Origin of the sequence: Synechococcus sp. GFB01 (assembly GCF_001039265.1) — a bacterium.
GTDB lineage: Bacteria > Cyanobacteriota > Cyanobacteriia > PCC-6307 > Cyanobiaceae > NIES-981.
Window position 1 is genome coordinate 19429 of sequence record NZ_LFEK01000008.1, and the last position, 21417, is coordinate 40845.

General features: G+C 68.4%; 18 protein-coding genes and 3 pseudogenes. 14 read left to right on the forward strand and 7 right to left on the reverse strand.

The window, feature by feature from the left end:
• Positions 1–365: 365 nt before the first annotated feature.
• From SYNGFB01_RS01480 to SYNGFB01_RS15110, 3 genes are all read left to right on the forward strand, one after another.
• Positions 366–2501 carry an HAD family hydrolase gene (locus tag SYNGFB01_RS01480; protein WP_048016633.1) on the forward strand — a complete coding sequence of 712 codons (2136 nt, stop codon included), beginning with the start codon at positions 366–368 and terminating at the stop codon, positions 2499–2501.
• 21 nt (positions 2502–2522) lie between these two features.
• The gene (locus tag SYNGFB01_RS01485; RefSeq protein ID WP_048016634.1) at positions 2523–3359 is read left to right on the forward strand and encodes an HAD-IIB family hydrolase; all 837 of its coding nucleotides are present in this window, start codon (positions 2523–2525) and stop codon (positions 3357–3359) included.
• Positions 3360–3384: 25 nt separating this feature from the next.
• The gene (locus SYNGFB01_RS15110; protein ID WP_053068255.1) at positions 3385–4146 is read left to right on the forward strand and encodes an alpha-amylase family glycosyl hydrolase; all 762 of its coding nucleotides are present in this window, start codon (positions 3385–3387) and stop codon (positions 4144–4146) included.
• A gap of 179 nt (positions 4147–4325) precedes the next feature.
• On the opposite strand, the gene SYNGFB01_RS01495 is transcribed toward SYNGFB01_RS15110, so the two are convergent.
• From SYNGFB01_RS01495 to moaB, 3 genes are all read right to left on the reverse strand, one after another.
• Positions 4326–5834: an alkene reductase gene (locus SYNGFB01_RS01495; RefSeq protein ID WP_369795442.1), complete on the reverse strand. Its 1509-nt coding sequence runs from the start codon at positions 5832–5834 to the stop codon at positions 4326–4328.
• 31 nt (positions 5835–5865) lie between these two features.
• A complete protein-coding gene (locus tag SYNGFB01_RS01500) occupies positions 5866–7107 on the reverse strand; it encodes a hypothetical protein (RefSeq protein ID WP_048016635.1) in 1242 nt (413 codons plus the stop codon).
• Positions 7104–7643, reverse strand: a complete 540-nt coding sequence (gene moaB / locus SYNGFB01_RS01505; RefSeq protein WP_048016636.1) for a molybdenum cofactor biosynthesis protein B — start codon at positions 7641–7643, stop codon at positions 7104–7106. The genes SYNGFB01_RS01500 and moaB overlap by 4 nt, the downstream gene beginning before the upstream one ends.
• On the opposite strand from moaB, the gene SYNGFB01_RS01510 reads away from it, so the two are divergent.
• The 3 genes from SYNGFB01_RS01510 to SYNGFB01_RS16080 are packed head-to-tail and all read left to right on the forward strand — an operon-like array spanning position 7600 to position 8418.
• The gene (locus tag SYNGFB01_RS01510; RefSeq protein WP_369795443.1) at positions 7600–7944 is read left to right on the forward strand and encodes a MoaD/ThiS family protein; all 345 of its coding nucleotides are present in this window, start codon (positions 7600–7602) and stop codon (positions 7942–7944) included. The genes moaB and SYNGFB01_RS01510 overlap by 44 nt on opposite strands.
• Positions 7945–7957: 13 nt before the next feature.
• On the forward strand, positions 7958–8158 hold the full coding sequence (locus tag SYNGFB01_RS16075) for a hypothetical protein (protein ID WP_369795444.1): 201 nt from the start codon (positions 7958–7960) through the stop codon (positions 8156–8158).
• Complete coding sequence (locus SYNGFB01_RS16080) at positions 8155–8418, forward strand: molybdenum cofactor biosynthesis protein MoaE (RefSeq protein WP_369795445.1); 264 nt, start codon at positions 8155–8157, stop codon at positions 8416–8418. The genes SYNGFB01_RS16075 and SYNGFB01_RS16080 overlap by 4 nt, the downstream gene beginning before the upstream one ends.
• 28 nt (positions 8419–8446) lie before the next feature.
• Here SYNGFB01_RS16080 and SYNGFB01_RS01520 read toward each other — a convergent pair.
• A pseudogene (locus SYNGFB01_RS01520) lies at positions 8447–9700 on the reverse strand (molybdopterin molybdotransferase MoeA).
• Positions 9684–10211 (reverse strand): cyclic pyranopterin monophosphate synthase MoaC, encoded by a 528-nt coding sequence (gene moaC, locus SYNGFB01_RS01525; protein ID WP_048016637.1) that lies wholly within the window; start codon positions 10209–10211, stop codon positions 9684–9686. The pseudogene SYNGFB01_RS01520 and the gene moaC overlap by 17 nt, the downstream one beginning before the upstream one ends.
• Positions 10212–10252: 41 nt before the next feature.
• Here moaC and SYNGFB01_RS01530 point away from each other — a divergent pair, with 41 nt between their 5' ends.
• From SYNGFB01_RS01530 to SYNGFB01_RS01545, 4 genes are all read left to right on the forward strand, one after another.
• The gene (locus tag SYNGFB01_RS01530) at positions 10253–10705 is read left to right on the forward strand and encodes a hypothetical protein (protein ID WP_048016638.1); all 453 of its coding nucleotides are present in this window, start codon (positions 10253–10255) and stop codon (positions 10703–10705) included.
• 24 nt (positions 10706–10729) lie between these two features.
• Positions 10730–12019: an MFS transporter gene (locus tag SYNGFB01_RS01535; RefSeq protein ID WP_152669466.1), complete on the forward strand. Its 1290-nt coding sequence runs from the start codon at positions 10730–10732 to the stop codon at positions 12017–12019.
• Between the two features lie 100 nt (positions 12020–12119).
• Positions 12120–13181: a sigma-70 family RNA polymerase sigma factor gene (locus SYNGFB01_RS01540; RefSeq protein WP_048016639.1), complete on the forward strand. Its 1062-nt coding sequence runs from the start codon at positions 12120–12122 to the stop codon at positions 13179–13181.
• Between the two features lie 7 nt (positions 13182–13188).
• Positions 13189–13860, forward strand: coding sequence for a dolichol kinase (locus SYNGFB01_RS01545; RefSeq protein WP_235299853.1), 672 nt, complete (start codon positions 13189–13191; stop codon positions 13858–13860).
• A gap of 22 nt (positions 13861–13882) precedes the next feature.
• On the opposite strand, the gene SYNGFB01_RS01550 is transcribed toward SYNGFB01_RS01545, so the two are convergent.
• Together SYNGFB01_RS01550 and SYNGFB01_RS01555 are read right to left on the reverse strand one after the other, a co-directional pair.
• Positions 13883–14206 (reverse strand): hypothetical protein, encoded by a 324-nt coding sequence (locus SYNGFB01_RS01550; RefSeq protein ID WP_048016640.1) that lies wholly within the window; start codon positions 14204–14206, stop codon positions 13883–13885.
• A gap of 143 nt (positions 14207–14349) precedes the next feature.
• Positions 14350–15429, reverse strand: coding sequence for a 3-deoxy-7-phosphoheptulonate synthase (locus tag SYNGFB01_RS01555; RefSeq protein WP_048016651.1), 1080 nt, complete (start codon positions 15427–15429; stop codon positions 14350–14352).
• Between the two features lie 139 nt (positions 15430–15568).
• Here SYNGFB01_RS01555 and acnB point away from each other — a divergent pair.
• From acnB to SYNGFB01_RS01575, 4 genes and pseudogenes are all read left to right on the forward strand, one after another.
• Positions 15569–18187, forward strand: a pseudogene (acnB, locus tag SYNGFB01_RS01560) (bifunctional aconitate hydratase 2/2-methylisocitrate dehydratase).
• A 62-nt stretch (positions 18188–18249) separates the two neighbouring features.
• Positions 18250–18852: a hypothetical protein gene (locus SYNGFB01_RS01565; protein WP_048016641.1), complete on the forward strand. Its 603-nt coding sequence runs from the start codon at positions 18250–18252 to the stop codon at positions 18850–18852.
• On the forward strand, positions 18840–19343 hold the full coding sequence (locus SYNGFB01_RS01570; protein WP_048016642.1) for a WD40 repeat domain-containing protein: 504 nt from the start codon (positions 18840–18842) through the stop codon (positions 19341–19343). Before SYNGFB01_RS01565 ends, SYNGFB01_RS01570 begins: the two co-directional genes overlap by 13 nt.
• 523 nt (positions 19344–19866) lie before the next feature.
• Positions 19867–21416: pseudogene (locus SYNGFB01_RS01575) on the forward strand (radical SAM protein).
• Position 21417 lies beyond the last annotated feature (1 nt).

Sequence of the window (21417 nt, forward strand, 5' to 3'; positions counted from 1 at the left end):
ATCCATCGCGGGCAGGGAGTTGGGATGCGGGATCCTGCAGGGCCCTGGTCGTTGGGGCTGCTCTCACGCCCGCCGGGATCGCCAGGGTTGCGGCAATCTCCCGGTGCATGGCTGCCCAGACGGTCTCCGGGAAGCAGCTGAGAATCAAGCACTGGCCAACGAAGCGGGCGGACTTCTCAGGCCCAGGCCACCTGGATTGCAAGAGCATGAACATCAAAAACTTGACAGATTCGTGCTTGTCGATAATGATTCGAGAATAGTCATCGCTGTTTGCCACATCATCTGCCCGGATTTTGATTCGGTGAGTCAGCTCATGGCTGACCTACCGATGGAAAGCGGTGATCTGGCAAGCACGGCCCGAGGATATGGCAATTGTTGACAGAAAAAAGTCGCCATCGATCCTCCTGATCAGCATCCATGGGCTGATCCGGGGGCACGATCTCGAGCTTGGCCGTGACGCCGACACTGGCGGTCAGACCAAGTATGTGGTGGAGCTGAGCAAGGCTCTGGCCCGCCATCCCAACGTTGCACAGGTGGATCTGGTGACTCGCCGGATCGTGGATCCCCGCGTCAGCAACGACTACGCCAATCCCTGCGAGATGCTGGCCGGGAATGCCCGCATCATCCGACTCGATGCCGGGCCTGAGGAATACCTTCCGAAGAAGAGCCTCTGGCCTCACCTCGACGCCTTCGCCGACAATCTGTCTGCCTGGTTGCAGCGGCAGCCCCGCCAACCCGACATCCTCCACAGTCACTACGCCGATGCAGGNTACGTGGGGGCGCGTCTGACGCGGGCCACCGAAATCCCGCTGGTGCATACGGGCCACTCTCTCGGGCGCGACAAGTGCCGCCGGCTGCTGGGCCTCGGTCTGCCGATGGCGCGGATCGAGAGCAATTACCACATGAGCGAGCGGATCGCGGCCGAGGAGGAAACGCTGGCCACCGCCTCGCTGATCATCACCAGCACCCGCAACGAGATCGAGGATCAATACGAACTCTACGACTTCTACACCCCCGAGAAGATGGCGGTGATTCCTCCAGGCACCGACCTGGAGATGTTCTTTCCGCCGCGTCCGGGCGTGCCGTGCACCGACCGCCCACCGCTGGCGCGGTTCCTCCACGATCCCGGCAAGCCGATGATCCTGGCCCTGTCACGCCCCGATGAACGCAAGAACATCATCACCCTGGTGGANGCCTACGGCGAATCCTCGGCCCTTCAGGAGAAGGCCAATCTCGTGATCGTGGCGGGCAGNCGTCAGGATCTGCGCGAACTGGGCGAGAACGCCCAGACCGTGCTCACCGATCTGCTGATCACCATCGACTGCCACGACCTCTACGGTCTGGTGGCGATCCCCAAGCACCACAGCCCCGAGGAGGTGCTCCTGCTCTACCGCCGGGCCGCCGCCTCGGGCGGGGTGTTCATCAATCCAGCCCTCACCGAACCGTTCGGACTGACGCTGCTCGAGGCCGCTGCCAGCGGCCTGCCGCTCGTGGCCACGGAGAACGGCGGTCCGATCGACATCCTCGCCAACTGCAGCAACGGCCTGCTGGTGGATCCCCTCGACCGCAACGCCATCGCCGCCGCCCTGCTGCGGATCCTCGACGACGCCGAACTCTGGCGGACCTTCTCGGCCAACGGCATCCGCAACGTGGCGCGGCACTACTCCTGGGATGCCCATGCGTGCAGCTACCTGGAGGCGATCCAAGCCCTGACGGCAGCGCGTCGGCCGCTGCCGCAGACCACCGGTGGGCCGCGGCCGCAGACCCACCGCACCCGCGTCATCGTGACGGCCATCGACAACACCCTGCTGGGCGATGCCGCGGCCCTGGCCGAATTCATCGCCACGGTGCGCCGTCACAGGCGGCAATTCGTCTTCGGCATCGCCACTGGACGGAGGCTCGATTCGGTGCTCACGATTCTCAGAAACAACGGCATTCCCGCTCCCGACGTTCTGATCACCAGCCTGGGAACTGAAATCCACTACTCCGCCCAGCTCATCGCCGACATCGCCTGGGGCCACCACATCGATCACACCTGGACCCCGCAGGTGCTGCGCCGGATCCTCGAGACCGTGCCNGGGCTCCGNCCCCAGCCGAAGACCGGGCAGAGCCGGTTCAAGGTCTCCTACTACGTGGATGCCGCCGTGGCGCCGCCGATCGCGGAGATCCAGTCGCTGCTGCGTCAGCAGGAGCTCTCGGTGAACGCCACCCTCTCCTTCGGCCAGTATCTCGACATCATTCCGGAGCGGGCCTCGAAAGGGCAGGCGCTCCGCCCTGTGGCCAGCCAGTGGAACATCCCACTCGATCACATCCTGGTGACCGGTGGCTCGGGTGGCGACAACGACATGCTGCGCGGCAACACGCTCGGCGTGGTGGTGGCCAATCGCCACTGCGAAGAGCTCTCCGGCCTGAGCGAAAGCGAGCACGTGTACTTCGCGGAGGGCGCCCATGCCCGCGGCATTCTCGAAGCGATCGATCACTACGACTTCTTCTCCACTTGAGCCATTCCCCGCCGCGGCCGCATGCCCGATTTCCTGCTCTGCACCGACCTCGACCGCACCCTGCTGCCGAACGGCGAACCGCCCGAGTCCCCCGGGGCGCGCCGTCTGTTCCGCCGCGTCGCCCACCGCGANGACGTGCAGCTGGCCTATGTGACGGGCCGCGACCGGCGCCTGGTGGAGGAGGCGATCGAGCAGTACGCCCTGNCCACCCCGAACTGGCTGATCGCCGAAGTGGGCACCTCGCTGTACCGGGTGCAGCATGGCCACTGGCATCGCAGCGCCGACTGGGACGCCCGGCTGGAGCATTGCTGGCGCGGCCGCAGCTCGGAGGATCTGGCCCCCCTTCTGGCCGACCTCAAGGAGCTCACCCTGCAGGAACCCATCAAACAGGGACGGCACAAGCTGAGCTTCTATCACGCCCCGGAGGCCCCCTCCGGCGCTCTCCAGGCGCGGATCCAACAGCGCCTCGACGATGACGACCTGGCCGCGAAGCTGGTCTTCAGCGTTGACGAAGCGGCCGGCGTGGGCCTGCTCGACATCCTGCCGGCCATGGCCGACAAGCTGCAGGCCGTGCGGTTCCTGATCGAGCAGCACGACTACCGCCGCGAGCACACCCTCTTCGCCGGTGACAGCGGCAACGACCTCGAGATCCTGGTCAGTGACATCCCCAGCGTGATCGTGGCCAATGCCCGTACCGACGTGATCCAGCAGGCGCAGCAGCTCTCCAGCCAGGCGGGCACCCAGGCACAGCTCTATGTGGCCGGCGGTGGCTTCCTGGGCATGAACGGCAACTACGGCGCCGGCATCCTGGAGGGGGTGGCCCATTTCCATCCCCAGCTGATCGGCGATCTTTCCTAGAACGAAACCCGGCAGCAGAGCAGGAATGTACGAACAGGTCGCACAATCTCTTCTGAACTCCATCCTCGATGATCTCAAGCCTGAGATCCGTCGACAGGATCTGCGGCACCTCTACACCCGGCTGGGCGCCAACTTCTACAGCATCCATTCCCTATTCTCGATCCTCTTCGGCCATCGCGAGGATGTCCAGCAGCAGGTGCTGAAGCTGGTGGAAACGATGGCATCAGGCTATATCGGCCGCTCTGCGGAGCTTGAACAGCTGGACAAGGAGCGGGAACGCGACCACACCTGGTTCCTCTCCCAGCAATGGGTGGGGATGGCCCTCTACACCAACGGCTTCGCCGATAACCTCTCCGACCTGGCCACCAAAATCAGCTATCTCCAGGAGCTGGGGATCAACATGGTGCACATCATGCCGATCCTGAAATGTCCGGCCGGCAGGAGTGACGGCGGCTATGCCGTGAGCGACTTCCGCCGGATCGACGAGCGGGTGGGAAGCCTGGAGGATTTCCGCCGTGTGGCGACCGAATTCCGCCGGCACGGCATCCTGCTGGTGCTGGATATCGTGCTGAACCACACCTTCGCCGACCGCAGCATCCCTGACCTGTTCGAGCAGACGATGCCGGAGGTTTTTCCGGAGAGCAGCTCCGGCAACTTCACCTGGAACCGGGAGATGGGGCGGTGGGTGATGACCGTGTTCCACGACGATCAGTTGGACCTCAATGACTCCAATCCTGAGTCTTCATCGAGATGCTCGACATCATCCTCGGGCAGCCCCGGGGTCTGACCTTCAACCGCGATGTGTACACCGGCGACGCCCGCACCTGCGGCACCCTGGCCTCACTGGTGGGCCTGGAGACCGCGATCGAGAGCGCGGATCCTGCTGCTGCATGGGCTGATCCTCTCGTTCGGCGGCATCCCGCTGCTCTTCAACGGCGATGCGATCGGTTCGCTCAACGACTACGGCTACCAGGAGGATCCGAGCAAGCGGGAGGACAGCCGCTGGTTGCGCCGCGGCCGGTTCGACTGGGAGCGGGCGGAACGCAGGAAACAGCCCGGCACTGTGGAGCACGCCCTGTTCAGCCAGATCCAGAAGCTGATCGCCGTGCGCAAGGAGCTGCCGGCCTTCGCCGATTTCAACAACCGCGAGCTGCTGCCGCTCGACAATCCCCACCTGCTGGGGCTGCTGCGCAGCAATCCGCAGCGGCGTTCCGACAATGTGTTCGTGATCGCCAATTGCGACACCCGGCCACACGTGCTCGACATCCAGACGCTGTCGCGCCAGGGGCTCAACCCCCGGGGCCGGCTGGTGGATCTGTGCAGCGGCCGGGGCCCGGAAGTGCAGGAGGCACGCATGGCCGTGGCCGCCCTGCAGTTCTGCTGGCTCACCGAAACCTGAGCGCGGCCCTCAGGCCTCCGCAAGGCTGGGGTAGTCGGTGTACCCCGCCGGCCCGGGGCTGTAGAAGGTGGCCGGATCGGCGGCGTGAGAGGAGCGCCGCGGCGGAAGCGTTCGGGCAGATCGGGATTGGCCAGGAAGGCCGTGCCGAAGGCCACCGCATCCACGCCACCAGCGGCGATGGCCGCCTCGGCCTCGCTGGCGTCGTAGCCCATGTTGCTCACCAGCACGCCGCGGTAGTGCTCGCGGGCGGGGCTGAGCACATCACCCTGCTGGCGGCCGAGCAGATCGCCGCGCATCAGGTGCAGGTAGGCCAGGGGCAGGTCGTTGAGACGGCGGGCCAGCCAGGTGATCAGGCCGATCGGATCGCTGTCGGCCATGGCGTTGTAGCTGTTGAGGGGCGACAGGCGCAGGCCCATCAGCGGCGCCTCCCCGGCCACCGCCTCCAGCACCTCCAGCAGCAGCCGGGCCCGGTGCGCGATCGGCCCGCCGTACGGGCCGCTGCGGTGGTTGCTGCCGTCACGCAGGAACTCATCGAGCAGGTAGCCGTTGGCGCCATGCACCTCCACGCCGTCGAAGCCGGCGGCCATGGCATTGCGCGCCGCCAGGCGGAAGCCTTCCACGATCGCCGGGATCTCGTCGTCGCCCAGTTCGCGGGGCACCACGTAGGGCTGCTTGCCCTCAGGCGTGTGCACCTCATCGCCGCTGATCGCGATCGGGCTGGGCGCCACCGGCACGCGACCGCCGTTGAGCAGCGGATGGCAGGCGCGACCGCCGTGCCAGATCTGCAGCACGATGCGCCCGCCGGCGCGGTGCACCGCCTCGGTGGTGAGCCGCCAGCCCTCCAACTGGGCCTGGCTGTGAATTCCGGGTTCATGCCAGAAGGCCGAATGGCCCTCCATCGCCATGGTGGCCTCCGCGATGATCAGCCCGGCACTGGCCCGCTGCGCGTAGTACTCGGCCATCAGCGGCCCGGGCACATGGCCGTCCTCAGCCCGGCAGCGGGTGAGGGGAGCCATCCAGATCCGATTCGGGAGCTCCAGGGCGCCCAGGACCATCGGTGAGAAGAGACTGGGCATCAGAGAAGGTGAAAGCGAGGGTGATCCCAGTTCAGTCAAAGACATGGCCATGGGCATAGCGCTCCTGCTGGCCGGCTGCCTCCGTGAGGGCGGCGACATTGTCGCGCGTGAAGAAGCCGTCGTAGCCCAGGCAACGCTGCACGTATTCGGTGATCAGCAGGGAGTGGGGTGAGCTTCTCGAGAAGATCTGCTTGAGGTTGGGCTGGTCGGTGCATTCGCCCACCACCTCGGCCAGGAATGGCACGCCCTGCTCTTTGAGTCGGCGCACCACGACATCCACATGCTTCTCGCCATCGATCTCGCCATCAAGCACTTCAAAGGCCATATGGTGCATGCGCCGACCGAAGTTGCGCACGAATTCCTCGGTGGGCATCGGCAGATTCACCAACGAATTGAGATACGATGGCGTGTTGTTGGCGGTGAACACCCTGGCCGGCGAGCACTTCTCATCGCTCACCACAGGACTGCGCGTGACATTCGTGGAGGAGTTCATCTCGTTGATGTTATAGGCCCCCCAGAAGTAATAAGGCGCCATCGTCAGATATTCCAGGATCGCGTCCTCCCGCTCGCCCGCCAACACACGGGTGGCCATGTGATCCAGGCCCAGGATCAATCCTTCCAGACCCAGCTCGCGGTGTCGCTCCCCGGCCTCGAGGATCGGCCGCTCGGTGTCGTCGTCGAGCAGAACCCGGTCGCCCAGATCCAGCGCCGCCAGGGAATCGAGCGGCACATCCACGTAACCAACCCGGTTGAAGGTGTAGTCGGACAGGAACGTGAACGTGAGGTTGGGCTGGGCGTAGAAGGGATTGGCGACTTCGCCGGGGTACACGAAACGAATGNTCTGGTCCTCCAGCAGACGCCGCACCTCGGCGGTGGACTGGCAGCTGTACACCTCGCCGATGTAGCGGGCGTTGGGGCTGCCGGCTGCGAGCGGATACATCGCGTTCCAGCGCGTCACCTCGTCTTCGAAGCTGTCGGTGAGGGGCTCGAGAACGATCAGCCGCGGCCAGGCCGGCGCGGCCGCCATCAGATACACCCGATGCGTCTCCATCAGCCAGCATTCGCGGTAGCGGTAGGGGCCCATCAGCGTGAGCTCCGCCATGTAGGCCACGGCATGGCCGTGGTCCACCTGGATCACCACGGCCGCCATGGTGCCCACCAGCTGATCGAGGCCGCTGCGGGCCCGCCGCTCATAGACCCGGGGCAGATGCTCCTCGAAGAAAGGAGTGTTGCGCTTGTCGCCCCGCGGGCGGTAGCTGGCCAGATCGATCATGAGGCGGTGGCAGGCGTCGGATCCGGAAGCTGATCGGGAGCCTCCCCCAGGCNGGGCAGCAGCACCGCCAGGTTGCAGGGGCGGGTGGCCGTGTCGAGCTGGGCGCGGATCAGCCGGTCCCAGGCCGTTTCCACCGCATCCAGCGAGCCGGGCAGCACGAAGATCACCGTGCCATTGGCCACCCCGGCCAGGCAGCGGCTCTGGAGGCTGCTGGTGCCGATCGTCTCGAACGACAGCACACGGAACAGCTCGCCGAAGCCTTCGATCGTCTTGTCGAGCAGAGGCGCCACGGCCTCGGGCGTGCCGTCGCGGCCGGTGAGACCGGTGCCGCCGCTGCTGATCACCACCTGCACGGCCGGGTCGGCGATCCAGCGGCTCAGCTCGGCCCGGATGCGGTAGCGATCGTCGGGCACGATCAACCGCTCCACGAGCTGATGGCCGGCGGCCTCCAGCCGGGCCTGCAGGGCATCGCCGCTGCGGTCGTCGGCCCGGGTGCGGCTGTCCGACACCGTGAGCAACGCCATCGTCAGCCCCACCGGTCCGCTGCTGTTGGAGCCATTGTGGGGGGCATCGCCACCGCCACCGCGTCATGGGCGCCTCCCGGGAGCTTCGCGTGCTGCTGTTCGCCGCCCTGCGCGAGCGGGCCGGCTGGCAGGAACGGCGGGTCACGGCGGCAGCGGTGTCACCCCGGCGACGATCTGGAGCCAGCTGCAGCTGGAGCCCCCCGATCCCTCCGCCACGATCCGGGTGGCGATCAACCAGCGGTTCGCCGCCTGGGACTCGCCGCTGGCCGGCGGCGACGAGCTGGCCTTCCTGCCGCCGATCAGCGGCGGCTGATCCACCAACGCCCATGTCCGCCCCGCTGCTCACAATCCAGCTGGAAGCCGAGCCGTTCGAGCCGCTGGAGGCTCTGGAGCGCTGGCACAACGAGGTGCACACCCACCTGGGCTGCCTGCCCGCCGCCGAGAGCAGCTTCATGGGCCGCGTGCGGCCCCGCAGTGCCGAAGGCGGCCACTGGCCGCCCTGGAGCTGGAGCACTACCCCGGCATGACCGAGACCCAGCTGCAGCAGCTCGCCGCCTCGGCCGCCAGCCGCCCGGAGGTGGCCGCCGTGCTGGTGCGGCACCGGATCGGCCGGGTGCTGCCGGGCGATCCGATCGTGCTGGTGGCGGTGGCTGCCGACCGCCGCGGCCCAGCCCAGCGCTGCTGCCTGGAGCTGCTGGAGGCCCTCAAGCACCAGGCCCCGTTCTGGAAGCGGGAGTGGCTGGCCGATGGCAGCGGCCACTGGCTGAGCGGCAACACCCCGCTCTGATCGCTCCGGTGCGGCCGCCGCCGACCCCTCAGAAGATCGGCAGTCGCAGCAGCTGGGCCCAGAGCTCGATGCCGGCTTCCAGATCCCCCTGCTCCGCGGGGATCTCCAGCAGCAGGTCGGCGCCCTGCAGCGAACCGATGCGCGAGGAGGCCTGGGAGCCGCTGACCCGGGCCAGCAGGGCGCCATCGGGGGCCACCAGCAGCTGGGCCCGGGCCAGTTCCGGCCGGCCGCGCCGCGGCGCATCGGGGCCTCCAGCCGCACCTTCAGACGCGGCAGCAGCTGAATCTCCGCCCCCTCCAGCCGCTGCAGGGCCGGCCACAGCAGCTGCAGCGCCGTGATCGCCGCCGCCACCGGGTTGCCCGGCAGACCGAAGAACGGCACCCCCGCCACCTGGCCCCAGGCGAAAGGCCGACCCGGCTTCAGAAACAGCTTCCAGAAGCGCACCTCGCCCAGCTCCGCCACGAGGGAGCGGATCCAGTCGGTGTCGCCGGCCGACACGCCGCCGGTGCTCAGCACCACATCGCAGCCCGCCGCCAGCCCCACGAGCGCCTCCCGCAGAGGCTCCGGCTGATCAGCCACCAGCCGCTGCTCGGCAACGGCAAAGCCCAGGCGCTGCAACAGGGCCGCAAGCAGGCTGGAATTGCTCTCCCAGATCTGCCCCTCGCCCCGCTCCACGCCAGGGGGCAGCAGTTCATCACCGCTGATCAGCAGGCCGATCCGCGGCCGGCCGGCCATCTCCAGCCGCTCCACACCGCAACTGGCCAGAAGCCCCAGATCCGCCACCCCCAGCCGCTGGCCCGCCGGCACGAGGAGCTGGCCTGCAGCCGCCTCCTCCGCGGCGCCGCGGATCCAGACATTGGCACCGCAGGGCCGCAGCAGCTCCACCGTCGCACCGGTTGGGCTCTGTCGGCATTGCACCAGTTCCTGGGGCAACACCCGACCACTGCCTGCGGGCACCACGCGCCGGTGAGGATGCGCACGGCTTCGCCGGGCGCCAGGGATCCCTGAAACGGTGCACCGGCAGCCGAGCGGCCCACCAGCCGCCAGGTGCTGCCCAGCTGGGGCAGATCGAATCCGGCAATGGCGTAGCATCCATGATCGAAGCCTGAAAGCCGGGCACAGCCGCCCGGGCATGAACCGGGGCTGCCGTGGTGCGGCCCAGACAGGCGGCCAACGGCAACCACTCGCGGCGAGCCAGCGGCTGCAGCTGGGCCAGGATCCGCTCACGGGCCACAGTCAGCGGCAGGCCTTCACGGCCAAAGGGCTCAGCCATCGACGCCATCACCGCCTTCACCGCCATCACCTCCGCGTTGCCAGTCACCGCTGCGCCCGCCGCGCTTGGCGATCAGCCGCACCGGCCCGATCGTCATGGCTCGATCAGCACTCTTGAGCATGTCGTACAGGGTGAGAAGACCCACCTGCACGGCCGTGAGCGCCTCCATCTCCACGCCCGTGGGCCCGGTTGTGCGCACGCGGGCCTCACAGCGCAGACCCACCGACCCGCCATCGGGAAGCACCGTTTCGCTGATCGCCACCTCCAGCCCAGTGAGCGGCAGCGGATGGCAAAGCGGAATCAGCTCGGCGGTGCGCTTGGCGGCCTGGATCGCCGCCACCCGCGCCACCGCCAGCACATCGCCCTTGCCGGCACGCCCCTCGCGCACCAGGGCCAGGGCCTCAGGGGCCAGGGCGAGAAAGCCCTCGGCCACCGCCTCCCGCGCCGTGGCGGGCTTGCCGGCCACATCCACCATGTGCACCTCGCCGTGCGGGTTGAGGTGGCTGAGGCCTGGCTCCATCCCCCTAGGTTGCGAGAACGCTCCCCTGCATTCAAGCCGCGATGAAGGCCCGCACCCTGTTCGTGCTGCTGTCGATCAGCCTGGCCGGCACCCCTTGGCTGCCGGCCCCCGCCACGGCGGGCCCGGCGATGCGACGCCTTCAGGAACGCAAGGCCTGCAAGGAGCTGGCCAGCAAGCTGGAGGGGGTGAGCGGCAATCCACAGCAGGCCCAGGAGGTGTACCAGCAGGGAGTGCTGAAGCTGATCGAGCAGTTCGGCGAGAACCCCTGCGGCGACATCCCGGCACCCACGGCCTCCACCACCCCGGCCACTGCCCCAGCCACGACAACGGCGCCCGCCAACCCGGAGCAGGCCCAGGCCTGCCAGCAGTTCGCCGCCAAGCTGCAGGCGGCCCAGGGCAACCCCGCCCAGGCCCAGCAGATCTACGCCACCGGCAGCCAGAAACTCAGCAGCCTCTACGGCCCCAACGCCTGCCCCAACGTGCCCAAGCCCTGAGCCGCCAACTCCGGAGAACCCACTGTGCGGCTGCAGCGCCCCTCCGTTTATCTGTGCGCCTTCCTGACCCTGCTCAACGACCGGCTGGGGGAATCGCTGATCTTCCCCCTGCTGCCCTTCCTGCTGGCCAACTTCACCAGCGACGGCCGCGTGCTCGGCCTGCTCACGGGCAGCTACGCGATCGCCCAGTTCGCCTTCACGCCGCTGATCGGCGCCCTCAGTGACCGGTTCGGCCGCAGGCCGGTGATCGCCGTGTGCGTGAGCGGTTCGGTGCTGGGGCTGGGGCTGTTCTCGATCACGGTGGCGATCGACTGGCAGGCGGTTCCCTGGGCCGCCGGCACCTCCCTGCCGCTGGCGCTGCTGTTCGCCGCCCGGCTGATCGATGGGGTGAGTGGCGGCACGGCAGCCACCGCCGCTGCGGTGCTGGCCGACATCTCCCCGCCGGAGCGGCGCGCCAGGGCCTTCGGCCTGATCGGCGTGGCCTTCGGACTGGGCTTCATCATCGGACCGGCCCTGGGAGGCCTGCTGGGTCGCATCGATGTGAATCTGCCCCTGCTGGTGGGTGTGTCGATCGCCGCCCTCAACCTGGTGCTGGTGCTCACGCTGCTGCCGGAAACCCACCCGATCCAGGCCCGCATCCCGCTGCCGCGCAAGCGCGACCTGCAGCCCTTCAGCCAGCTGTCGCGGGTGTTCCGCAATCCGCAGGTGCGGCGGCTCTGCGCCGCCTTCTTCCTCTTCTTCCTCGCCTTCAGCGGCTTCACCGCCGTGCTGGTGCTCTATTTCAAGCAGGCCTTCGGCTGGGGCCCTGGGCTGGCCGGCGCCGCCTTCCTGGTGGTGGGGGTGGTGGCCACGGTGGTGCAGGGCGGCCTGATCGGCCCTCTGGTGGCGCGCTTCGGCGAGTGGCGGCTCAGCCTGGCCGGGCTCGGCTTCGTGATCGCCGGCTGCCTGATGGTCGCCCTGGCCGACCGCGGCAATGCCACCACGGTGGTGTTCGCGGCCCTGGCCGTGCTGGCCCTTGGCACAGGCCTGGTCACCCCCTGCCTGCGGGCGCTGGTCTCGCGTCGCCTCGACGACGCCGGTCAGGGCGCGGCCCTGGGAAGTCTGCAGGGCCTGCAGAGCCTGGGTGGCTTCATCGGGCCGCCGCTGGCCGGACTGGCCTACGAAACCGTGGGGCGCCAGAGCCCCTTCTGGCTCGGCACCCTCCTGCTGCTCGGGGTGATCCAGCTGGTGGCCGGCGGCATGAATCGGCAGCCCGCGGGACCACCGGCAACGGCAGCACAAAGAACGGCATCAAAGGACACCAATCCAGGCTGACGTTGAGCGCAGCAGCACTAAAGAAAGTTTTCCATTTCCAGCCGGTGCATCCCCGGATGCAGTGCTACATTCCGGCCAAATTCAATTCGGAGGCCTGGGTGTGGGGACGCCTAAGCAATCCGCTTCGGGTCGGTCTGACAAGACTGCCCTGAGGCCATCAAGCATTTTACAGCAGGCCTCGCAGACTGCTGAAGCACCAACCGCACCGACCACTGCGGTTGCCAGCCGTGCCGCCGCAGCGGCAAGAACGCCAGGATCCCAGGGGCGCCAGGGTGGGCGGCTCGGCGCCGACTCGATCGGCTGGTATCTCAGCAGCATCGGCCGGGTGCCGCTGCTCACCCCCGCCGAGGAGATCGAGCTGGCCCATCATGTGCAGGCCGGTAAGCGTTTGCTGGAGCGGCCCGCCGGCGAGCTCACCCCGCAGCAGAAGCGCCAGATCCGCATGGGCCAGCGGGCCCGCGACCGGATGATGGCGGCCAATCTGCGGCTGGTGGTGAGCGTGGCCAAGAAGTATCAGAACCAGGGGCTCGAACTGCTGGATCTGGTTCAGGAGGGCGCGATCGGCCTGGAGCGCGCCGTCGACAAATTCGATCCCGCCATGGGCTACAAGTTTTCCACCTACGCCTACTGGTGGATCCGCCAAGGAATGACCCGGGCGATCGACAACAGCGCCCGCACGATCCGACTGCCGATTCACATCAGCGAGAAGCTCTCGAAGATGCGGCGGATCAGCCGGGAGCTCTCCCACCGCCTCGGCCGCCAGCCCAACCGGCTGGAACTGGCTCACGCCATGGACATGAAGCCCGAGGAACTGGAGGAGCTGATGGCCCAGAGCGCTCCGTGCGCCTCCCTCGATGCCCATGCCCGTGGCGACGAGGACCGCAGCACCCTGGGCGAGTTGATCGCCGATCCCGCCAGCGGTGAGCACTTCGACTCGATGGATCGCCATCTCCAGAAGGAGCATCTCGGGGCCTGGCTCTCTCAGCTCAACGAGCGCGAACAGAAGATCCTGCGGCTGCGCTTCGGGCTGGAAGGCAGCGAACCCCTCACCTTGGCCGAGATCGGCCGGCTGATCAACGTGTCGCGCGAGCGGGTGCGACAGCTCGAAGCCAAGGCGATCATGAAGCTGCGGCTGATGAGCAATCTGCAGCAGGCGGCCTGAGCAGCGGGTGCCGTTCTGGGCCCCACAACTGATCGGCATGGCGGCCGTGGCCGGCTGGCTGACCCTGCTGGCCGCCGCCGCCATGGCGGTGCGACGCCGCTGGAACGGACAGCGGGAATGGAGCCGCAAGCTCGCCCACATCGGTACCGGTGCCGTGATACCGATCGCCTGGGTGTGTGGCATCGACCGCCGCCTGGCCATCCCGGCGGCTGGGTTGATCACCCTGCTGACGGCCTTCAACCACCGCTGGCGGGTGATCCCGGCCATCGAGGATGTGGGCCGGCACAGCTACGGCACGATCGCCTACGGGGCCTCGATCACCTGCCTGCTGCTGCTCTACTGGCCGGCGGAGCCTGCCAGCGTGACCGCTGGGGTGCTGGTCATGGCGCTGGGCGATGGGCTCGCCGGCCTGCTCGGTCCGCTGGTGCCCTCGCCGAGCTGGACGATCTGGGGCCAGCGCAAATCCCTCGTGGGCACAGCCGCCATGGCAGGCGGCAGCGTGGCGATGCTGCTGCTGGTGCAGCGCCTGGCAGCGGCGACGGGGCAGAGCCACCCCGGGACCCTGGGACTGCTGGCGATCGCGGCGGTGGCCGTGCTGCTCGAGCAGGCCGCCGTGGCCGGCTTCGACAATTTCAGCGTGCCGGTCGTGAGCGGCTGGCTGTGGCACCAGTTGAGCTGATGCCGGCCGCCGCTGCGGCGGCTCAGGCCAGCAGCAACTGCTCGCAGCGCTCCTCCCAGTCGCGCTGGGTGCCCAGCCCCGCCACCACCAGCCGATCGGCCGGCTCGTCACGCAGGCGCAGCTGCCACTGACGGATCAGATCGGCCCGTTCGATCCAGGCCTCCATCACCGCCCGTTGAATGGCCTCGACGTCCCAGTGGCGCTGGCCGGCGATGGTCTGCGACCAGCCGAGCAGATCGTCGAGCTGAAAGGGGCGGAATCCGGCGAAGGCCGGCCCGCGACCCTGCTCGAGATAGAACAGCTGGAGCGGATCCGTGAGCCCGCAGAACTGGAGGAGATAGCTCATCGCCCATCACCTGAAACCGGGGCTTCAAGCTATCCGTCACGTGCGATGAAAGAGTTCACGAAGAACTCTTGTTTCGCTCCGTCATCATTCAGCACTCGCATCTTTTGAGTGCCAGGCAGCAGAAATCGGGCTTCTCTGTGGCCTCAGAGCGCAGCCACCGGCTGGCGATCTCCGGCATGCCGCACGGCTGCGGCCAGGTGCTCCAGCACCGCTGNCGTGGTGGCCAGGTCGATGCAGGCGTCGGTGATGCTCTGGCCGTAGGTGAGCTGAGAGCGATCCGCCACGAGCTTCTGGCTGCCGGCCACCAGGTGACTCTCCAGCATCACCCCCATCACATGGTGAGAGCCTCCGCGCACCTGCTCGGCCACCTGTTCCGCCACCTCGGCCTGGCGCCGGTAGTCCTTGTTGGAGTTGCCATGGCTGCAGTCCACCATCACGCGGCTGGGCAACGCCACCTTCTCGAGCTCGGATGCGGCTTCCTCGATCGCCTCGGGGTGGTAATTGGTGCCGCGTTTGCCGCCCCGCAGCACCACATGGCCATCGGGGTTGCCGGTGGTGGTCACGATCGAGGCATAGCCCTCCTGGTTGATGCCCAGGAAATGATGCGGGCGCGAGGCCGCCTCCACGGCGTTGATGGCGGTGGCGATGCTGCCGTCGGTGCCGTTCTTGAAGCCGATCGGCATCGACAGGCCCGAGGCCATCTCCCGGTGGGTCTGGCTTTCGGTGGTGCGGGCACCGATGGCGGTCCAGCTGATCAGATCGGCGATGTACTGGGGCACCACCGGATCGAGCAGTTCCGTGGCCGCGGGAAGGCCCATCTCGGCCACGTGGAGCAGCAGGCCGCGGGCCAGCCGCAGGCCCGTGTTGATGTCGTAGCTGCCGTCGAGATGGGGGTCGTTGATCAGCCCCTTCCAACCCACGGTGGTGCGCGGCTTCTCGAAATACACGCGCATCACCACCTCGAGCGCATCGCGGTGCCGCTGGCGCAGCTCGGCGATGGCGGCGGCGTACTCCCGGGCCGCCGCCACATCGTGCACCGAGCAGGGCCCCACGATCACCAGCAGCCGGGAATCCCGGCCGTGCAGGATCGCCTGGATCCGCTCGCGGGCCTGCTGCACGGTGGCGGCGGAGCGGTCGGTGAGCGGCAGCTCCCTGTGCAGCACCACCGGCGGCACGAGGGGCCGGGTTTCCACCACATGCAGATCAGAGGTGGTGGCGTGCATGGGGATCGGGCTGCCTGAGGTGCCGGGCGGGAACATCACAGCCTAAACAGCGGCGCCGGTGGGCCGGCTTCTGCAGCCGTTCACACCATNGGGGCGNCCCCCGGCCAAGAACAATGGATGCAGATGGACTGCGATCGCGATGACAGCCAGCACCTTCCTCGCCGACTACCGCGCCGCCGCCGCCGAGCGCGAGGCTCTGGGGGTGCCTGCCCTGCCGCTCACGGCCCTGCAGACCGCCGACCTCACCGAGCTGCTGTCCAGTCCGCCCGCCGGCGAGGAGGCGTTTCTGCTGCATCTGCTCTCCGACCGCATCCCGCCGGGGGTGGATGAGGCCGCCTACGTGAAGGCGAGCTGGCTGAGCGCCGTGGCCCGGGGCGCATCCTCCAGTCCCCTGGTGAGCCCGGTGGAGGCCGTGCGCCTCCTGGCCACCATGATCGGCGGCTACAACGTGGGCGNCCTGATCGAACTGCTGAGCAGCGCCGATGCCTCGANTTGCCTCGGCGGCCGCCGAGGGCCTCAGCCGNCACCCTGNCTGGTCNTACGACGCGTACCACGATGTGCTCGAGCTGGCGGAGAGCAACCCCCATGCCAAGCGGGTGATTGACAGCTGGGCCGCCGCCGAGTGGTTCACCGCCAAGCCCGAGCTGCCCACCGAGATCACGGTCACCGTGTTCAAGGTGGAGGGCGAGACCAACACCGACGACCTCTCCCCGGCCACCCACGCCACCACCCGCCCGGACATCCCCCTCCACGCCCAGGCGATGCTCGAGACCCGCATGCCCGGCGGGCTGGAGCTGATCGCCGAGCTCAAGGCCAAGGGTCATCCGGTGGCCTACGTGGGCGATGTGGTGGGCACGGGCAGCTCGCGCAAATCGGCGATCAACTCGGTGCTGTGGCACACCGGCGACGACATCCCGCACGTGCCCAACAAGCGCAGCGGCGGCGTGGTGCTGGGCGGCAAGATCGCACCGATCTTCTTCAACACCGCCGAGGATTCCGGCGCCCTGCCGATCGAGTGCGACGTCACGGCGCTGAGCAGCGGGGACGTGATCACGATCCGCCCCTACGCCGGCACGATCGAGCGGGCCGCCGGTGAGCCGGGCGCCGGTGAGATCGTGGCCCGCTTCACGCTCAAGCCCAGCACGATCACCGATGAGGTGCGCGCCGGCGGCCGCATCCCCCTGCTGATCGGCCGCTCCCTGACCGACAAGGTGCGCGCCCAGCTGGGGCTGCCCGCCAGCGAGGTCTTCATCCGTCCGGTGGCCCCGGCCGACACCGGCAAGGGCTACACGCTGGCCCAGAAGATGGTGGGCAAGGCCTGCGGCCTGCCGGGCGTGCGCCCCGGCACCAGCTGCGAGCCGCTGATGACCACCGTGGGCTCCCAGGACACCACCGGGCCAATGACCCGCGACGAGATGAAGGAGCTGGCCTGCCTGGGCTTCTCGGCCGATCTGGTGATGCAGAGCTTCTGCCACACCGCCGNCTATCCCAAGCCGGTGGATCTCAAGACCCACGCCGAGCTGCCGGAGTTCATCAGCTCCCGCGGCGGCGTGGCCCTGCGCCCCGGCGACGGCATCATCCACAGCTGGCTGAACCGCATGCTGCTGCCCGACACGGTGGGCACCGGCGGCGACAGCCACACCCGCTTCCCCCTGGGCATCTCCTTCCCGGCCGCTCGGGCCTGGTGGCCTTCGCCGCCGCCATCGGCGCCATGCCGCTCGACATGCCCGAATCGGTGCTGGTGAAGTTCACGGGCTCGCTGCAGCCGGGCGTGACCCTGCGCGATGTGGTGAACGCGATCCCCTATGTGGCGATCCAGCAGGGGCTGCTCACGGTGGCCAAGGAGGGCAAGAAGAACGTGTTCAACGGCCGGATCATGGAGATCGAGGGGCTGCCCGATCTGAAGCTGGAGCAGGCGTTCGAGCTCACCGACGCCACCGCCGAACGCAGCTGCGCCGGCAGCACCATCAAGCTCTCGGTCGACACGGTGAGCGAATACCTGCGCAGCAACGTGGCGCTGCTGAAGAACATGATCGCCCGCGGCTACGGCGATGCCCGCACGCTGGCGCGGCGCATCAGGGCGATGGAGGCCTGGCTGGCGGATCCGCAGCTGCTGGAGGCCGATGCCGATGCCGATTACGCGGCGGTGATCGAGATCGACCTGGATGCGATCACCGAGCCGATCGTGGCCTGCCCCAACGACCCCGACAACGTGAAGACGCTGAGCGAGGTGGCCGGCGACCGGATCGACGAGGTGTTCATCGGCTCCTGCATGACCAACATCGGCCACTACCGGGCGGCGGCGAACGTGCTCAAGGGGCAGGGCGAGAACGCCGCCCGCCTGTGGGTGTGCCCGCCCACGCGGATGGACGAGGAGAAGCTGAAGGAGGAGGGCTACTACGCGATCTTCGAGGCGGCTGGGTCGCGCATGGAGATGCCCGGCTGCTCGCTCTGCATGGGCAACCAGGCCCGCGTGGAGGACAACACCACCGTGTTCTCCACCAGCACCCGCAACTTCAACAACCGCCTCGGCAACGGCGCGCAGGTGTACCTGGGCAGCGCCGAACTGGCCGCGGTGTGCGCCCAGCTGGGCCGCATCCCTTCGAAGGAGGAGTACCTGGCGATCGCGGCCGAGAAGATCGACCCCTACGGCGATGAGCTCTACCGCTACCTGAACTTCGATCAGATCGAGGGCTTCGAGGATTCCGGTCGGGTGGTGAGCGTGGAGGAGGAGGCCAGGGTGCTGGCAGAGGTGTGAGGAACACCGCTGGACACCGGTCAAGGGCCTTTGCGGCTCACTCCCGGCGGCTGGCCGCGACCATGCTGACGCTGCTGGGCTGCCTTGCGGCCCCTGGTCAGGCCCGGGCCCTGGATGCGGTGGGCGAGCCCCTGGTGGCCTGCCGCAACCCGACCTTCCCCTCCGGCAATCAGGCGTTCGAAGCGATTGGCTTCACCTCCGGCAGCACCGCTCTGCTGTTCTGGTGCGGCGACCGCCAGGGCCGGCTCGATCTGGCCAACCGCCGGCTGGAGCTGCTTCCCGTGGGCACGATCATGGTTCACAGGCCTGACCGGAGCCTGCAGGTGCTCGGTACCCAGGTCCACTCCGCCGAGGAGGGCGAACTGCCGGAAGGCTTCTACTTCTCCGGCGATGGGGGGACGTTCGTGATCGCCGGCAATCAGGGCCTGGAGCTGCGCGCGGCCAATGGGGCACTTCTCTCCAGAGCCACCTATGACGAAACCATGCCGGTGGACGGCTCACCGCTGGCGGCAGCCTGGCGCCGGACGGTCGCACCCTGGCGATCGGCTTTCGCGACGGCCTGGTACAGCTGTGGGGACCGGAAGCAAAGCTCCAGCGTGCCGTCCGGGCTCAGCCCTCCCCTGGCTCCGATCGGGAGCGTGGCGATGGCAACGTGCGGTTCGTAGCCTTCCTGCCGGACAGCGGGTCGTTCCTGGCGGTCACAGACGCAGGCTGGGTGCATCACTGGCGACTGGAAGGAACCCTGATTCGTTCCTTCGGCACGGGGGCCGCCGCCGACGCCACCCGTCCCAACGTGGATCTCTCTCCCGATGGCACGACGCTGCTGGTGTCCGGGCGGGAAGGGAGACCCTCCCTGTGGTCGCTGCAGGGGGAGAAGGGGAGGGTGCTGGCAGATCCGGAAACCAGCGGCGACCCCTACCCATCTACCGAGGCCGTGCGCTTCAGCAACGACGGCACCACCCTTCAGGTCCAGACCTTGGACACGATCCAGATCTGGAGCCGGCAAGGCACGCTGCTGCAGGACATGGCGACAACACAGGGGGAGCCGCCTGCGACCCAGAACACCAGCCGCGATGTGCTCTCCCCCGATGGCCGCTGGCTGGTGACGGTGAACGAAGGCAAGGAGGTGAAGCTGCAGCTCTGGAAGGTGCCCTGACCGCCAGGTCCAGGCGGCCAGGGCAGCCAGCCGGAGGCACTCCACAGCTCTGCGAGCACCAGAAGCGTGATGACGAACACGGCTGAGTGCCGATGAAGCAGGATCCTCCTCAGGGCATGCCGCAGATCGGAACGTCTGACCGCGGCCGTGTCGTGTGCCTGGGACACGTTCCGTTGTCTGCAGGGATCAGGGGTTTGCGATCACAACGCCATGAAGGGCCGACCTATGGCGCTCATTCCGTTAGTCGTGCTGGCCTCCCGCCTGCCCCCACAGGACCTGAGCAGGGGATTCGCATGGCTGCGGCCGGCTCGGCTTCGATCTGCAGCTTCCAATCATCGGGATCCTTGGGAAGATCCCACACGAAAGCCATCGGCAGGCGCCAGGTTGCTGGCCTAGGTCTGACGGGCCGGCGGCACCCCGCCCAGCACAGTGAGACGCTGGACTCACCCCCCATCCGCGAGCCCTGAACCAGGAGACCCTGCTGTTCGAGCCCGCCGTGCCCGAGGCCGGCGCGCTGCGGGCCGTGCTGGCCTTCCCCAGCACCTACAGCGTGGGCATCACCAGCCTCGGATACCAGGTGGTGTGGGCCACCCTGGCCCGTCGCCCCGATGTGGATGTGCGGCGCCTGTTCACCGACCGCGGCGATCCACCCCACCNGGGCCACCGCGACGGNCGGGCTGGATCNTCTTCGGCCTGTCGCTGAGCTGGGAGCTCGATGGGCCGGTGCTGCTCGATCTGCTCGAGCAGCAGCGCATCCCNGCTCTGGAGCGCCGAACNGNCGGCGACGCCGATCCGATCGTGTTCGGCGGCGGCCCAGTGCTCACGGCCAACCCCGAGCCGCTGGCCCCGTTCCTCGATGCGGTGCTGCTGGGCGACGGCGANNNGCTGCTGCTGCCGGCCTTCATCGACGCGCTGCAGGACTGCCGCGGCGCATCGCGGGCGGAGCGGCTGCGACGTCTGGCTGCCGTGCCGGGCGTATACGTGCCGGCGCTCTATGCCCCCCGCTACGACGCCGAGGGGCAGCTGCTGAGCGTCGAGCCGATCGAGCCCGGCATCCCCGCCACGGTGGCCAAGCAGACCTGGCGCGGCAACACCCTCAGCCACTCCACGGTGATCACACCGGAGGCGGCCTGGCCCTCGATCCACATGGTGGAGGTGGTGCGCAGCTGCCCGGAGCTGTGCCGCTTCTGCCTGGCCAGCTACCTCACCCTGCCCTTCCGCACCCCCAGCCTCGACGACGGCCTGATCCCCGCTGTGGAGAAGGGCCTGACCGCCACCCAGCGCCTAGGCCTGCTGGGAGCCTCCGTCACCCAGCACCCGCAGTTCGGCGAGCTGCTGGCCTGGCTGGATCAGGATCGCTTCGAGGGTACCCGCGTGAGCGTGAGCTCGGTGCGGGCCGCCACGGTGACGCCGGAACTGGGGCGGATCCTGGCCAGGCGCGGCAGCCAGTCGCTCACGATCGCGATCGAGAGCGGCAGCGAGCGCATGCGCCAGGTGGTGAACAAGAAGCTGGCCACCGAGGAGATCTTCGCCGCGGCGCGCTACGCCAGGGAAGGCGGCCTCACCGGCCTGAAGCTCTACGGCATGGTGGGTCTGCCCACCGAGGAGGAGGCCGATGTGGAGGCCACCGCCGAGCTGCTGCTGGCCCTGAAGAGGTCCACGCCTGGGCTGCGGCTCAGCCTGGGGGTGAGCACCTTCGTGCCGAAGGCCCACACCCCCTTCCAGTGGCAGGGGGTGCGGCCGGAGGCGGAGAAGCATCTGAAGCTGCTGGCCCGGCGGCTCAAGCCCAGGGGCATCGAGCTGCGCCCCGAGAGCTACGGCTGGAGCGTGATCCAGGCCCTGCTCTCCCGCAGCGACCGCCGCCTGGCCCCGGTGATCGCCGCCGCCCGCGGCCGGCACGAGAGCCTCGGCGGCTGGAAGCAGGCCTACCGGGAGCGGGCGGCGGATCTGCCCGCCTGGCACGAGGTGATCCACGGCCAGTGGAGCCCCGATCGGGTGCTGCCCTGGCAGCATCTGGAGGGGCCTCTGCCGCTCAGCACCCTGGCAAAGCACCAGGCGGAGGCGCTGGCCTGAT

Coding starts and splice junctions, on each gene's coding strand:
- SYNGFB01_RS15110 (WP_053068255.1), top strand. CDS start 3,385: ATGTACGAACAGGTCGCACAATCTCTTCTGAACTCCATCCTCGATGAT.
- SYNGFB01_RS01495 (WP_369795442.1), bottom strand. CDS start 5,834: ATGCCCAGTCTCTTCTCACCGATGGTCCTGGGCGCCCTGGAGCTCCCG.
- SYNGFB01_RS16075 (WP_369795444.1), top strand. CDS start 7,958: ATGTCCGCCCCGCTGCTCACAATCCAGCTGGAAGCCGAGCCGTTCGAG.
- SYNGFB01_RS16080 (WP_369795445.1), top strand. CDS start 8,155: ATGACCGAGACCCAGCTGCAGCAGCTCGCCGCCTCGGCCGCCAGCCGC.
- moaC (WP_048016637.1), bottom strand. CDS start 10,211: ATGGAGCCAGGCCTCAGCCACCTCAACCCGCACGGCGAGGTGCACATG.
- SYNGFB01_RS01530 (WP_048016638.1), top strand. CDS start 10,253: ATGAAGGCCCGCACCCTGTTCGTGCTGCTGTCGATCAGCCTGGCCGGC.
- SYNGFB01_RS01550 (WP_048016640.1), bottom strand. CDS start 14,206: ATGAGCTATCTCCTCCAGTTCTGCGGGCTCACGGATCCGCTCCAGCTG.
- SYNGFB01_RS01565 (WP_048016641.1), top strand. CDS start 18,250: ATGCTGACGCTGCTGGGCTGCCTTGCGGCCCCTGGTCAGGCCCGGGCC.